This is a genomic window from Caulobacter sp. FWC2 (genome assembly GCF_002742625.1).
In the GTDB taxonomy this organism is placed as follows: domain Bacteria; phylum Pseudomonadota; class Alphaproteobacteria; order Caulobacterales; family Caulobacteraceae; genus Caulobacter.
In genome coordinates this window covers 4,074,908-4,088,580 of sequence record NZ_PEBF01000001.1, presented here as the reverse complement: position 1 = coordinate 4,088,580, position 13,673 = coordinate 4,074,908, and the positions used below count along the sequence as shown (strand labels likewise).

11 protein-coding genes are annotated in these 13,673 nt (G+C 68.6%); 6 read left to right on the top strand and 5 right to left on the bottom strand.

Translation table 11 applies throughout. From position 1 onward, the window contains the following. The first annotated feature begins 2 nt into the window (after window positions 1-2). From CSW62_RS19360 to CSW62_RS19345, 4 genes are all read left to right on the top strand, one after another. Window positions 3-1,391, top strand: a complete 1,389-nt coding sequence (locus CSW62_RS19360) for a formimidoylglutamate deiminase (protein WP_099580636.1) — start codon at window positions 3-5, stop codon at window positions 1,389-1,391. Further along, complete coding sequence (hutC, locus tag CSW62_RS19355) at window positions 1,388-2,095, top strand: histidine utilization repressor (RefSeq protein WP_099580634.1); 708 nt, start codon at window positions 1,388-1,390, stop codon at window positions 2,093-2,095. Before CSW62_RS19360 ends, hutC begins: the two co-directional genes overlap by 4 nt. Window positions 2,096-2,161: 66 nt before the next feature. After that, window positions 2,162-2,701 carry a DUF1993 family protein gene (locus tag CSW62_RS19350; protein ID WP_099580632.1) on the top strand — a complete coding sequence of 180 codons (540 nt, stop codon included), beginning with the start codon at window positions 2,162-2,164 and terminating at the stop codon, window positions 2,699-2,701. Between the two features lie 117 nt (window positions 2,702-2,818). After that, on the top strand, window positions 2,819-3,928 hold the full coding sequence (locus tag CSW62_RS19345; protein WP_099580630.1) for a hypothetical protein: 1,110 nt from the start codon (window positions 2,819-2,821) through the stop codon (window positions 3,926-3,928). Between the two features lie 9 nt (window positions 3,929-3,937). On the opposite strand, the gene CSW62_RS19340 is transcribed toward CSW62_RS19345, so the two are convergent. Together CSW62_RS19340 and CSW62_RS19335 are read right to left on the bottom strand one after the other, a co-directional pair. Then, complete coding sequence (locus CSW62_RS19340; protein ID WP_099580628.1) at window positions 3,938-4,351, bottom strand: GFA family protein; 414 nt, start codon at window positions 4,349-4,351, stop codon at window positions 3,938-3,940. A 74-nt stretch (window positions 4,352-4,425) separates the two neighbouring features. Then, complete coding sequence (locus CSW62_RS19335) at window positions 4,426-4,965, bottom strand: helix-turn-helix domain-containing protein (protein ID WP_158235471.1); 540 nt, start codon at window positions 4,963-4,965, stop codon at window positions 4,426-4,428. Between the two features lie 299 nt (window positions 4,966-5,264). Between CSW62_RS19335 and CSW62_RS19330 the strand changes: the two genes are divergently transcribed. Together CSW62_RS19330 and CSW62_RS19325 are read left to right on the top strand one after the other, a co-directional pair. Next, a complete protein-coding gene (locus CSW62_RS19330; protein ID WP_158235470.1) occupies window positions 5,265-5,792 on the top strand; it encodes an RNA polymerase sigma factor in 528 nt (175 codons plus the stop codon). Further along, window positions 5,789-6,814, top strand: a complete 1,026-nt coding sequence (locus CSW62_RS19325) for a FecR domain-containing protein (RefSeq protein WP_099580622.1) — start codon at window positions 5,789-5,791, stop codon at window positions 6,812-6,814. The genes CSW62_RS19330 and CSW62_RS19325 overlap by 4 nt, the downstream gene beginning before the upstream one ends. 6 nt (window positions 6,815-6,820) lie before the next feature. Here CSW62_RS19325 and CSW62_RS19320 read toward each other — a convergent pair whose 3' ends face one another. From CSW62_RS19320 to CSW62_RS19310, 3 genes are all read right to left on the bottom strand, one after another. Beyond that, window positions 6,821-9,964: a TonB-dependent receptor gene (locus tag CSW62_RS19320; RefSeq protein WP_099580620.1), complete on the bottom strand. Its 3,144-nt coding sequence runs from the start codon at window positions 9,962-9,964 to the stop codon at window positions 6,821-6,823. Window positions 9,965-10,075: 111 nt separating this feature from the next. Then, the gene (locus CSW62_RS19315) at window positions 10,076-11,269 is read right to left on the bottom strand and encodes a Ca2+-dependent phosphoinositide-specific phospholipase C (protein ID WP_099580619.1); all 1,194 of its coding nucleotides are present in this window, start codon (window positions 11,267-11,269) and stop codon (window positions 10,076-10,078) included. Between the two features lie 89 nt (window positions 11,270-11,358). After that, a complete protein-coding gene (locus CSW62_RS19310; protein ID WP_099580617.1) occupies window positions 11,359-13,641 on the bottom strand; it encodes a TonB-dependent receptor in 2,283 nt (760 codons plus the stop codon). Between the last annotated feature and the right edge of the window lie 32 nt (window positions 13,642-13,673).

Genomic DNA, 13,673 nt, shown 5'->3' with positions numbered 1-13,673 from the left:
CAGTGACCGACGCGCACATTTCCGAGTCTTCCACGGTGGTTTGGTGCGAGAGCGCTTTGCTGGCGGACGGTTGGGCGCCGGGCGTGAAGTTCACCATCACCGATGGCCGCATCACCCGCATCGACACCGACACCAGCGCGGGCGACGCCCAACGTCTGGGTCCCGCCCTGCCGGGTCTGGGCAACGTCCACAGCCACGCCTTCCAGCGCGCCATGGCTGGCTTGGCGGAGACGCGCGGCGAGACCGGAGACAACTTCTGGACCTGGCGCGAGGTCATGTACCGCTTCCTGGAGCGGCTGGACCCCGACATGGCCCAGGCCATCGCCGCCATGGGCCAGGTCGAGATGCTGGAGGGCGGCTTCACGCGGGTGGGCGAGTTCCACTACCTGCACCACGCCCCCGACGGCGGTGGGTACGACAACCCGGCCGAAATGGCCGCGCGAATGGCGGCGGCGGCGGAAGAGACCGGGATCGGGCTGACCCTGCTGCCGGTGTTCTATGCCCACAGCAACTTTGGCGGCCTGCCGCCCACCGATGGCCAGAAGCGCTTCATCCACGATGTCGACGGCTTCGCCCGGCTGGTCGAGGCCTGTCGCGAGATCGTCTCGCCGCTGCCCGAGGCGGTGGTCGGGATCGCGCCGCACAGCCTGCGCGCGGTCACGCCCGAGGAGTTGGACGCCATCGTCCCTCTGGCCGCTGGCGGGCCGATCCACATGCACGTCGCCGAGCAGACGAAAGAGGTCGACGACTGCCTGGCCGCCACCGGCGCGCGCCCGGTCCGCTGGCTGATGAACCACACCGAGGTCGACAAGCGGTGGTGCCTGATCCACGCCACCCACATCAACGCCACCGAGACCGAGCGCCTGGCCAAGAGCGGCGCGACCGCCGGCCTGTGCCCGATGACCGAGGCCAATCTGGGCGACGGGATCTTTCCGACACCGGACTACCTGGCGGCTGGCGGAAGTTTCGGAATCGGGACCGACTCCAACATCGTGATCGACGCCGCCCAGGAGTTGCGGACCCTGGAATACGCCCAGCGCCTGACCCGCCGGGCCCGCAACGTGCTCGCGGGCGGTCCGCGCCGTTCTACCGGCGGCGACCTCTGGCGGGCGGCGACACTCGGCGGGGCTCAAGCCCTTGGCGTCGCCAATGGGACGACAAGGGGCGGCCTGCGGCGCGGCGCGGCGGCTGACTTCATCACCCTCGACACAAACCATCCGAACGTCGTCGGGAGGTCGGGCGACACGCTGATCGACAGCCTGGTCTTCGCCGGCGGCGGGATCGACACCGTCTGGCGGCACGGCCGGCAGCTGGTCTCCGGCGGCCGCCACCATGCCCGCGAGGCGATCACCGCGCGCTACGTCCAGACCCTGAAGGCCCTGCTGGCGTGACCGGGCCGCTGCACCAGCGCATCCGCTCGGAGATCGAGGCCCGCATCCGCTCCGGCGAATGGGCGCCCGGCCATCGCGTGCCGTTCGAGACCGAGCTGATGGACCGGTACGGCTGTGCGCGCATGACCGTCAGCAAGGCGATGGCCGCGCTGGTCGAGGCCGGACTGATCGTGCGCCGCAAGCGCGCCGGCTCGTTCGTGGCGCGGCCGAGGGTCCACGCACCGGTGCTGAACATCCCCGACATCCAGTCCGAGATCGTCGCGCGCGGCGAGACCTACGCCTTCCGCCTGCTGATCCGGACGGTCCGCGCCGCCGATCGCGACAGTCCCGAGGAAGTCGAACTGGCGGCCGGCGGCAAGCTGCTGGCGCTGGACGGGGTCCACGACGCCGGCGGGCGGCCGTTCGCCCTGGAGCGGCGCCTGGTCTCGCTGAAGGCCGCGCCGGAGATGGAAGCCGCCGACTTCACGCAGGTCCCGCCCGGCGCCTGGCTGCTGGAACATGTCGCCTGGACCGAGGCCGAGAGCCGGATCAGCGCCGTCAACGCCGACGCCCACGTCGCCCGCCTGCTGGCCCTGGACGAGGGCGCGGCCTGCCTCGTCGTCGACCGCCGCACCTGGCGCGAGGGCCAGCACGTCACGAGGGTCCGCCAGGTGTTCCCCGGCGAAGCCTACGACCTGGTGGCGCGGTTCGGGCCTGGGGCTTAAGGGCGCTTCGCCTCTGGCGTTCCGCCGCTGTGTCGGCTTACCTCCTCGCCAAACCGGAGGACGCCCATGGACCTGCACGCGATCGCCATCCCGACCTACGCCCACATGCTGAAAGGCCTGTCTGCCCAGCTGTCCAAGGGCGAGGCCCATGCCGCCGAGCACGGGCTGGCGCCGGAGAGCCTGATCGAGGCTCGGCTGGCGGCGGACATGTTCCCGCTGTCGACGCAGGTGCGGTTCGTCTGCGTCCAGACCAGCGACCTGCTGCGCTACCTGACCGGCGCCGAAGGCTTCGCCCCGACCGAGGACGCGACCGACTTCGCCGGCCTGAAGGCCCAGCTGGCGGACGCCCTGGCGCGGATCGAGGCCACGCCAGCCTCAGCCTTCGACGGCGCGGCCGAAAAGCCGATCGAGCTGAAGATGCCCAACGGCATTGTCTTCGACCTGACCGGCGAGCAGTTCCTGCGCGACTGGGCCCTGGCCCAGGTCTATTTCCATCTCACCACCGCCTACGCGATCCTGCGCAACCAGGGCGTCCCGCTGGGCAAGCCCGACTGGGTCCCGCACATGTTCGCCTATATCCGCCCCGGGACCTTGCCTGGAGGTTGAGTCCGCCTGGCTACCCCCAGTCCAGGGGATGTCAGTCCCGGGCGTCGTAACCGTAGAACGGCGTTCGAGGACCGAGTGTGACGCGTGGTGCGGCGAGGGTCCTGGAGGGATCCCGTCATGGCCGAACCGACGCTTCGCGACTTCCAATTCCTGATCCAGCTGGTCGACGCCGGCTTCATCCAGGCGACCTTCAAGTTCGTCGACCTGCGGCCGCTTCTGAAAAGCGTTGGCGTGCTGACGCCCGAGGTCGACGCCGCCCTGGCCCTGGTCGAGGCCAATCCGGCCCTGATCAATATCGGCGTCCAGACGCTGAAGGACGCCCTGACCAAGTTCCCGCTGGATACGCCGCTCAGCGTGGCCTTCGGCTCTGGGACGGGCGGGACAGGTGACACGGGCGCGGTCGCCAATCCGATCGTACTCACCGACGCCCAGATCAAGGACGCCTACAAGGCCCTGGCGGGCATCTCGGCCAGCTCGTCCAAGGCGCTGTCGGAATATCTGAGCGGGCCGAACGGCGAGAAGGTGGTCAACGCCTTCTATGCCGAGATGAAGGAGCTGGCGCAGCTTCAGGCCGACGTCATCGCCAACAAGATCACCAAGGCGGTCTTCATCGACAAGCTGGTCGGCTACTCCGTCGACACCTCGGCCCTGGCGCTGCAGGCGATGAACTTCTTTACCGGCAAGACGCCCAGCCAAACGGCCCTGAACGACCTGATCGACAGCGCCGCCAACACCACCGACCTGACCGACTACGCCTATGCAATCTACAACACCGGCAACAAATACATCGAGTTCGCGGTCAACCAGGCCATGAGCGGCGCGGGCGGGGCGTCGTTCAAGACCGCCTATGACAGCCTGTCGTTCCGCGACGCCGTGGTGAAGGCCTATGACACCATCATCGGCAACGCCAAGGCGACGGCGGCTGGGATCAATGTCAACGCGGCCATCGACTACATCGTCTCGCAGCAGAACTACCTCACCGCCTATGGCCACGACGCCTTGGGGGCCAAGGCGGCCATGGCCGGGTTCGTGATGTACGCCGGCATGAACGCGGGCGTCGGGTCCTATGCCGAGGCGACCAAAACCTTCCTGACCGACGCCTATGACGGCAAGGCCAGCTATGGCGGCGCCCTCGTGGCGGCCAAGGCCAGCATCCCGGCCTCTGTCGACGGGGTGGCCCTGGTCGCCCAGCCGGCCGACCACCACGACACCGGCGCCTTCGTCTAGGGGCTTCCTCTAGTCCGGCATCGTCTCGAACACCGTCAGGCCGTCCGGCAGGATCACCCAGTCAGGACGGTCGCGGTCGAACAGAGCCATGGACGGCTTGAACAGGGTCGGGTCGTCCAGGCTTCCGGCGTAGATCGTGTGGCTGTCGCTGAGCCCATGCTCGCCGCCGAAGACGAGGCCCCCGCAGGTAGGGCAGGAATTGCGGGTGGCCTCGCCCCCTCGGAACGCCCGGCTGCGGAACGGCCGCGCTGGGCCGCTGATGGTCAGGGCCTCGGCGGCGAAGCCCATGAACGGAATGAAGCCCCCGCCCGACGCCTTGCGGCAGTCGGCGCAGCAGCACAGGCCCATATAGTCCGGCGCCCGGTCGGCTTCCCAGCGCAGCGCGCCGCACAGGCAGCCGCCCTTGTAGGTCGTTTCGGTCATGTCGGAAGTAGAACGCCGACGTGCAAGCCGGTCAAATACCGGTTCGTTGGGCGGCTTGGGCGCTTTGAGCAATTCTAGGCCGCCGCCGCGTTGATGTGTTGCCGCCGCCAACGGCTCGGCGTGACGCCGGCGACGGCCTGGAACAGCCGCGACAGGTGGGCCTGGTCGCAGAAGCCGCAGTCCAGGGCGATCTGGCAGAGCGAGGCGTCGGGATCCAGCATCAGCGTCTTGGCGCGTTCAACCCGGCTGCGGATCAGGTAGTCGCGCGGGGGAATGCCGAAGCTGGCTTTGAAGCGTCGGGAGAAGTGGCTGATGCTCAGACCGACCACCTCCGCCAGTTCGTGATTGCTGATCGAGCGGTCCAGATGATCGCCGATGTGGCGCAGCACCTTACGCTCCTGCCAGGGCGCCAGGCCGGCATCCCGCGCCTGAGCGCTGTCTGCCGCCGGCTCCAGAAGGCGTGACGCCTGGCCGAGGAACACCCTGGCCTGGCGCGGGTCGATCTCGAGCGCGCGCTCGGCGCGGCCCAGCATGTCCAGAAGCGCCTGCGCCATCGGGCCGGCCGAGAAGGGGGCGGCGCCCGCGCTGTTCAGAGAAAGGCCAAGAGTGCTCATGATCGTGATCTCCATCGGACGGTCATTCGCCGCCTGTTGGGGATCACGCAGGCCGAGGAAAAGTCCTCACCGACCTTTGTTTCGTGAAGGCCGGCGGCAGAAAATAATTCTCTAGGAAAAGTCGTTGTCTTTCAGCGTGATATCGAGAAACCGCCCGTCCGCGCCTGTCTCAAACGCCTGAAATAAAATTTCGCGGTGAGGACTTTTTCCAAGGCTGCGTTCTGCCCTCTCGAAGACGACATCCACATGTCGTTGGACAGCCAGCGGAGTCTCTGATGGGAATGGCGAGAGGGGAGCTGATGACCAATGCCTCCGACGCCGCCGCGCGCGCGGACGCCTTCGCCAAGCAGGCGGCGGCGATGCGCGGACCGCTGACGGCCTATTTCCGACGCCGGGTCCGCAACGCCGGCGAGGTCGAGGATCTGGTGCAGGAGGTGTTCCTGCGCCTGACCGTGCGCGGCACGCCGGACGATACCGATCGCGCTAGCGCCTATATCTTCCAGACCGCCGCCAGCGTGCTGGCTGACCGCTATCGCCGCCGCACCGTCCGGCACGCCGACGAGCATGTCGCTCTGGATCCGGATCTGCGCGGCGACCAGGACTTCGACCCGGCCCGCATCTATGCCGGCAAGCAGGCCCTCAACGCCGCCGCCGCCGCCCTCATGACCATGCCGGAACGGACGCGGGCGATCTTCCTGCTTCGCCGGATCGACGGTTTGCGGCATCAGGCCATCGCCACGCAGCTGGGTCTGTCGGTCAGCGCGGTGGAAAAGCACATGGTTCGCGCCATCGAACATCTGATGGCCCACGCGGGAGACGCCCGATGACCCGCGAGATCCTGACCTCCGCCCAGGCGGCCGCGCGCTGGCTGGCCCGCGACGACCTCGACCAGTCGCCTCAGCGCGAGCAGTTCGCAGACTGGCTGGACGAGAGCGAGGAGAACCGACAGGCCTGGACCCAGGTTCACGCCATGTGGGACGTCTTCGACGACGCCGACGACAGCGACCTGATCGCCGCCATGGCGCGCGCCGCCCGGCAAGCCGGGCCGGAGCCTGTCGCCAGGCCGTTCTGGCCGCGACTGATCGCGGCGTCGATCGCCGTGGCGGCCGTCTCGGCGACATTGCTGCTGGGCGCCCAGCAGGGCTGGTTCGAGCGATCGGGCAAGGCGACCCAGGTGGCCGCCAACCAGACCGCCTCGCTGACCGCCGCGGGTCGGGCCGACTACGTCACCGGCAAGGGCCAGAAGTCGATCGTCGACCTGCCCGACGGCACGCGCGTCACGCTGGACGCCGACAGCGCGGTGGATGTCGCCTTCACCGGCGGCCGCCGCGACGTGCGCCTGCTGAACGGGCGCGCGTTCTTCGACGTCGCCCACGACAAGGCCCATCCCTTCGCCGTCGAGGCGGCGGGACGGGTGGTCACCGCGCTGGGCACCCAGTTCGACGTGCGGCTGACGCCGGGCGCGGTGCGGGTGGTGCTAGCCCGGGGCAGCGTCTCGGTCGCCTCGGGCCCGAGCGCGCCGCTGGTCAAGCTGACGCCTGGCCAGGCCTTCGCGGCCCAGGACGGCAAGGCCGGCAAGGTCTCGTCCGCCGACCTTAACGAGGACCTGGCCTGGAAGCAGGGTGTCGTGGAGTTTCAGGACCAGACCCTGTCCGAGGCGATCGGCCTGTTGAACCGCTACACGCGCGCCCAGATCGTCATCAAGGACCCCAAGGTCGCCGCCCTGCGCATCACCGGCGTCTTCAAGACAGGCGACATCGAGCGGTTCGGCCGCTCGGTGTCGCAGGTCCTGCCGGTCAAGCTGGTCGCCCGCGACGCCGACACCTACGAGCTGGTCTCGAAGCGCTGACCCGCCTTAGAAATGACCGACCAGGCCGAGTTCGAACCGTCTGCGGCGCGGGTCGGCATAGGTGCTATAGTTGAACGTGCTCAGGCCGAAGCCGACGCGTTGGGCGATCACCGGCGGACTGTGGTCCAGCACGTTCTGCACGCCGAAGCGGATTTCGGCCTTCCGCGGCCCGCCATTTCCGAAGCTGACGCGATGGGTCGCGAAGATGTCGACATAGGCCTGGGACGGGACGCGGTCGGCGCCTTGCCAACGCGTCAACTGCGCGACCTGCGCGGCGGAGTCCGAGCGACCATAGACATGATAGCCACCATGGAACGAGACGTTGAAGCCCACGGTGGTCGCGCCTTTCGACCAGTCCGCCCCGCCGTTGGCGCGCCAGGCCAACGGGCCGTCGGCATAGCCGACATAGTCGATCGACGGGCTGGTCGGGTCGGTCCGCCGCCGCAGGTGAGGCTGCCAGGTCGTCGCCGCGCGCAGGCGGAAATCACCCAGCCGCCCCGCGCGGATCAGGTAGTCGCCCTGGATGTCGAGCGCCTCGACGGAGGTCCGGCCGATGTTGAAGCTGGTGGTGTCGACGGCCGTCACGACGCCGCCCGAATAGCCCTTGGCGCGATCGGCTTCGGTCAGCGGGGCGCGCTTCACGCGGTCGGGGAAAAGGTCTTCGTGCTGCAGGAAGTACAGCATGTCGCCGGTATGGAAGGCGAAGATCTCCTGGCGCTTTTCGATCCGCGTGTAATCGACGGACACGCGCAGTGGGCTCGTCGGGGTCAACACCACCCCGGCCGACAGACTGCGCGCGTGCTCCGGTCGCAGGGTCAGAGAGCCGCCCGACAGCAGGTCGTAGACGCCGGTCAGGCCCAGCGCCTCGCCGCCGCGTCGCGGGTCGGCCGGTTGGCTGGTGGCCGGCAGCAGGACCTTGCGGCCGGTCGCCGCCGCATAGGCGGCGGGGTCGGATGTATAGTGAATCGTGGCGGCGCTGAGCTGCTCGGCGACCGGCGGCACGAAGCCCGATGAGACGCTAGCCCGCACCATCAGCCCGTCGACCGGAAAGACCTTGAAGCCGGCGGTGTAGAGCGTTGAGGTCTGGCGCGAGCGTTCCGTGACCTCGGTGACCGTGCCGCCGACCGGCGCGTCGGTCGGCGGCCCCTGGCGCGTCTCCTCGCGTCGCAGAGCGAGTTGGAATTCCAGGCCTTTCAGGCCCGCTGGGCCGGTGTAGCGGTCGGTGAGCGGCGCGCGCAGCTCGCCGTAGTACTGGCGCGCCGACTGGACCAGGCCCTGCAGGGGCGCGTCGAAAGCGCCAAAGCCGGTGTCGGGCAGATGGATCACGGTGGGCGGCACGCGTTCGCGGCGGTCCTCTAGGGTCATCGCGAGGCTCAAGGGGCCGCCGCCAAGGTCGAGAAGGGGACCCGCCAGTCGCAGCGACCGGTTCCTGAAGTGATTGGACTGGGCCAGGCTCGTGCGCGTGTCGACCATGGACTCGGCGACGGCGGCGAGGAACGCCTGCTTCCCGCCCAACGGATTGATCTGACCGGTCGCCAGCTTGCCGAAGTAGCCCGGCGTCGCGCTCTTCGCCGCCAGGACAACATCGATGCGCGCGCCGCCCAGGACATAGTCGGCGTTGAATTTCCAGCCGTGGGGCAGGTCAGCGATCACGCCGGCCGAGGCGCGCGTCGTCTTGATGAGGTTGGTCCCGGTCGGATCCAGGCCCGGCAAGGGGACGGTGAGTATGATGGCCTGTTGGAACGGGTTGCTGGGTGCGTCGGCGGGCAGGCCGATGGCGTGCAGGTTGTCTTGCGGAACGACCGACTGGCCCTTGTTTCGCATCGCCAACACGTCGGCATAGGCCTCGATCGCGGAGCCGAAACGATGACGGACGCTGCCGATCACCGACGCCGTTTCCCGTCGGCTGAGAAGGGCGCGGCGCGCCCCGGCGGAATCGGGCGAGAGGCTCGTGTCCGTGCGTCCGGCATTGGCCAGCAGCGCCGCGCCGCGGTCGGTGGCCACGCCGCCATAAGCGGCCGGCGCGAAGGTCGTGGCCGCGCCCAGGCTGGCGCCGCCATAGGCGGGGTCGAGCGTCAGATCGCCGCCGCTCGTACTGAATATGTTGATCGCGCCGCTGACTGGTCGCTCGAGCGCCAGCTGAGCGGGATCGTTGCGATAGCGCCGCGCCCGCGCCCTGGTCTCATAGTCGCGATCGCCGACATCCAGGCCATCGCCGCGCAACAGACCGAACGCGACCATGATGTTCGTTCGGCCGCTGTCCGGGGAGAAGCCGATCCGGCCGTCCAGGCGCCGCGCCGGGGCGTCGCCGCGCCCGGTGATCCCGTAGGTCACGCCCAGATCGGCGCCGCGATAGTCGCGCTTGAGCACGATATTGACCGCGCCGCCGCTGGCGCCGGCCCCATAAACGCCACCGGCCGTGGCGTTGAGGAGCTCGATCCGATCGATCGCGGCCAGGGGCAGGGCATTGACGTCGGTCTGGCTGACCAGGACGCCGGAGCCGCCGGCCGGCGGCAGTCCGGGCATCCGGCGACCATCCACCAGCACCAGGGTCTGGTTCGAGCCCAGGCCCCGTAGATTGACCTCCGAGCGCGTGCTGGCGTTGGTGTTGGACGGGTCCTGCAGCGCCGAGGCGATCTGGGCGTCGCCGGTGGCCATCAGGCGTAGGAACGCGTTGACGTCAGCCGAGTGGGCCTGCTCGATATCCCGGCTGCTCCAGACCTTGTAGGCTTGGATGTCGTTCTCGGTGCGCCGGATGTCGCTGTTCTGAGAGCGCGCGGTCACCAGCAGTTCGGGCAGGGCCACGGGGACGTCGGGCTCCGGCGCGGGAAGCGACGGCGCGACATGGACGATGTAGGTCCCATCGGCGGTGCGCCGGTAGGCGAGGCCGGAGCCTTCGAGCAGCAGCGGCAGGGCCTGGTCGATGGCGTAGCGGCCCTTGAGCCGGGGCGCGGGGCGGGCGCCGAGGGCCGGCGCGGCCACCAGCAGTTCCCGCCCGGAGCGTCGAGCCAGTTCAGTCAGGGCGCTGGCCAGGGATTTCCCTGTCGTGTCGACCGTCACCGACCGGGGAGCTTGCGCGCGCGTCGGCGTGGCGTGGGCGACCGCAAGCCCGAGGGCCATCAGCATCACGCAAGCCGCCTCGCCGCGCATCGGGACCCCCTCGCTCGAGACGGGCGTTAGCAGTTCGCATAACGGCGATCAATCGTTTGAGGCGCGGACCCGCCGATCGGAGGCCAGCAGGGCGCGCTCCATCCGTGGTCGTCAGCGTGGTCGAGGTCCGGTCACCGGGTTCGCGCGGGCCACGCCGCCGCCGGGGAGGCGCACGACATAGGGCGTGCCATAGGCGTTGCCCGGCTGCTCGAAGTCGGTCGTGACCACCTGGGCGCCGCTGGCGAGCGCGGCGTTGGCGCGCGTCATGTCGTTGGTCTTGGCCTCATAGGTCTCGATGTCCGTTCGTGTGCGGACGATATAGCCCTGGCGCACATAGTCCCGGATCTGGTCCTGGCGCGCCAAGGCGTTGTCGAACATCAGGAAGGCGGCGTGGTCCTGGCCGGGCTCGGCGCGCAGAAAGGCCGCGCGGCCCTTCAGCGACGGGTGGCCTTCCAGGTAGCCCCGCGTGCCCGCCTCGCCGGTGGCGGTGATCATCAGGAGGATGATCTTGCCGCGCGCGGCCTTCAGGGTCGGCCAGGCGCCGGCGCGGATCGCCGCGTTCAGCGCCGGATAGGCCCCGCGCACGTCGTCAGGCGTGATCAGGCGCTCGCGGCCCAGTCCCTCCACGAGCTCCTGGTCGAGGTCATCGAACAGGGCGGGCGTGAACGGCACGGTATGGGTGGGGGCGGGCAGCAGGGGCAGGTCCTGGACCTTGGCCTCGACGACGAGAAACAGCGGCACGTGGCCGGGGTGGGCCTCGGACCAGGCGCGGATCTCGCGAAGGCATGACGTCAGCGCCGGGCAACGGCTGCGGAAGTCGATATCGGCGATGTGCAGCACCTTGTAGCCCGACGCCTTCAGGCCCTCGGCGTCGAACGGCGCCAGGTCGGTCACGCCCTGGGCGCGCAGCAGGCGATAGCCGGCCGGATCGGCGAAGTTGCCGCCCTTGGGATCTGGATTGACGTCGATTTCGAGGCTGCGCACGCCCGCGTTCAGCTGAGCGGTCAGGTCGGGATGCCGATAGCTCAGCCCCTCGCTCAGGGTGACGTCGTTGGGGTGCTCTTCCTTGAACAGCGCCATCTCGCTCGGCGGCAGCTTGGTCGACAGCTGGCTGGTGACGCGGCCGACGAGGGGCTCGGCCAAGGCCAGGAGGCGCGGATCGGCGGGCAGAGCGTAGCTGTTGTGGGTGCCCAGAACCTGTAGCTGGTTGAGCTTCAGGTCGGGGCTCAGGTTCGGGGCTTCCTGGGCGACGACGGCGGGTGCGGTCATCAGGGCCGCCAGGGTGATCAGGCAGGCGCGCGGCATGGAGGGGTCCTGGGAGAAAGGTCCCGCCCGGCTTGACGCGCGGGCGGGAGAGTTCGCGCCGGCTAGGACGCCGGCGCTTCGGGGACGGATCAGAAGGCGTAGCGGGCGAAGACGCCCACGGTCCGGTGCGCGTCGCGGACCGTGTAGTGGATGAGGCTCAGCGTCGAATACTGCTGCAGGCTGGCCGAGTAGTACTTGTCGAACAGGTTGCGGCCGTAGAGGCCAAGCTCCAGGGCGCTGTTCTGCGGCGAGAGGCTGACGCGGCCATTGAGCAGGCCGAACGCCGGCAGCTCCATGTTGACCGGCTCGCCCAACTGAGCCCAGCTCTTGCTGCGCCAGGCATAGTCGAGATTGGCCCGCAGCCGCAGGTTTCCACCGACGTCGTGGTCATAGACCAGGCTGAGCGAGGTCTGCCATTTCGGCGCCTGGGTCAGGCTGGCGCCGCCATAGTTGGTGGTGGCGTTGTACTGGTAGTCGACGAAATGGGCGTCGGCGTAGGTGGCCGCGCCGGTCAGGGTGAAGGCGTCGTCGATCCGCCAGGCGAAGTTGGCTTCGGCGCCCTGGCTCTTCAGCTCGCCGGCGTTGCCGATGGCGACCTGGGTGATGGGATTGCCCGGGATGACGGTCAGGACCGAGGCCTGGAAGTCGCTGAACGTCGAGCTGAAGACGTCGGCGTTCAGGCGCACGCGGCGGCCGAACAGCTCGGACTTGACGCCGGCTTCCAGGCTTTTGACGGTCTCGTCGGCATAGGGCGCGTACTGGTTGCCGACCACGGCCACCCCGCCGGGCTTGTAGCCGGTGGAATAGGTCGCATAGGCCATGACGTCGTCGGTCAGCTTGTACTGGGCGGCCACGCGGTACGAGAAATTGTCACCCTTGACGCGGCCGCCCTGCTTGTACGGCTTGGCCGAGGTGGGGGTGAAGGTGGCGTTGACGCCGGTGATCGGCCGCGGGTCGATCCAGATGTAGTTGATCGACTGGGCGTTATTATCGTGGGTGTAGCGCCCGCTGATCGCCAGGCTGGCCTTGGGCGTGAGGTTGAACTTCAGCTGGCCGAAGGCGGCGGTGGTGGTGTTCTGGGTCTTGAACAGGGTCGCGTTGGCGTTGCTGACGCCGATCGGGCTGGTCAGGGTGTAGAAGTTGGTCAGCTTGACGCCGGTCGACGACACCAGAGGCGCACCCAGGGTGGCCCACTGCAACTGGGTCGAACGCGCGATCAGCCGGTCATAGAACAGCCCGCCCAGATACTCCACGAAGCCGCCCGTCGGCGAGGCCCAGCGCAGTTCCTGGCTGACCTTCTCGGTGTGCAGCTGGCCGGTGTTGTAGGGCAGGAAGGCGAACTCGGTGGCGGGAACCAGGTTGGCGTTGGCCTCGCCGTGATAGTCGGTCTCGCGATAGGCGGTGATCGAGGTCAGGGTGTCCTTGCCGACCTGGTACTGGACCCGCAGCGCATGGCCCTGGGTCTTGGAGCGCGTCACGCCCATGCTGGAGTCGGCGTTGTCGTCGTTCCGCAGGCCGGGCGTCACGCCGTGGGCGATCTGCAGGGCGGTGAGCGCGGCCGAGCCGCCCGACACCGAGGTGCGGATGAAGTTGTCCCAGTGGTGCTCGTAGTCGTTGGTGTAAAGCACCTCCAGGCCGTCGATCGGCTGCAACAGCAGCTTGGCGCGATAGCCGTATTCCTTGAACGAATTCAACGGCTGGTGCAGCGTCGTGTAGTCGCCGTAGCCTTCCTGGCCTTGCGTGAAGGCCGAGACCCGCAGGGCGGCCTTGTCGCCGAGCGGCGCGTTGACGGTCAGGGTCGCGTTGTGGTCCTCGCGCTGGCCGTAGCTGCCGGCGACCTTGGCAGAGACTTCGCCCAGCACCGGCTTGACGGTGGCGATCGAAATGACGCCCGACGTGGCGTTCTTGCCGAACAGCGTGCCCTGCGGGCCCATCAGCACATCGACCTGCTGGATGTCGGTCAGGCCGGTCAGGCCGTTGTCGCGCTGGGCGTCCATGACCACGTCGTCGACCACCAGGCTCACCGACTTCTCGTTGGAATAGTCGAACGAGGTGCTGCCTACGCCGCGGATCTGGAAAGCCGCGCCATTGGTCATGTCGAACTGCACGCCGGGAACGACGTACTGCAGATCGGTCACCGACTGGAAGTTGGAGTTCTCAAGCGCCTTGCCGGTGATCGAGGTGATCGCGACCGGCACGTCCTGCAGGTTCTCGCTACGGCGCTGAGCGGTGACGACGATCGGCTCGAGCTCGGCGCTCTCGGCCGCGGCGGGCGTCGGAGAGGCTGCTTGAGCGTACGCTTGTGCGAATGGCAAGGCGCTGGCGCTGGCGACCAGGGCGAGCCCGGAGTGAAGTTGGCGTGTCGAAATCATTGGCGAAAACCCCCTGCCACGAGCTGGCTGAA

Excerpts from the sequence above, each read along its gene's own strand:
- CSW62_RS19335 (WP_158235471.1), bottom strand. The coding sequence starts at position 4,965 with ATGAGCACTCTTGGCCTTTCTCTGAACAGCGCGGGCGCCGCCCCCTTC.
- CSW62_RS19315 (WP_099580619.1), bottom strand. The coding sequence starts at position 11,269 with ATGCCGCGCGCCTGCCTGATCACCCTGGCGGCCCTGATGACCGCACCC.
- CSW62_RS19340 (WP_099580628.1), bottom strand. The coding sequence starts at position 4,351 with ATGACCGAAACGACCTACAAGGGCGGCTGCCTGTGCGGCGCGCTGCGC.
- CSW62_RS19350 (WP_099580632.1), top strand. The coding sequence starts at position 2,162 with ATGGACCTGCACGCGATCGCCATCCCGACCTACGCCCACATGCTGAAA.
- CSW62_RS19345 (WP_099580630.1), top strand. The coding sequence starts at position 2,819 with ATGGCCGAACCGACGCTTCGCGACTTCCAATTCCTGATCCAGCTGGTC.
- CSW62_RS19330 (WP_158235470.1), top strand. The coding sequence starts at position 5,265 with ATGACCAATGCCTCCGACGCCGCCGCGCGCGCGGACGCCTTCGCCAAG.
- CSW62_RS19325 (WP_099580622.1), top strand. The coding sequence starts at position 5,789 with ATGACCCGCGAGATCCTGACCTCCGCCCAGGCGGCCGCGCGCTGGCTG.
- CSW62_RS19320 (WP_099580620.1), bottom strand. The coding sequence starts at position 9,964 with ATGCGCGGCGAGGCGGCTTGCGTGATGCTGATGGCCCTCGGGCTTGCG.
- CSW62_RS19310 (WP_099580617.1), bottom strand. The coding sequence starts at position 13,641 with ATGATTTCGACACGCCAACTTCACTCCGGGCTCGCCCTGGTCGCCAGC.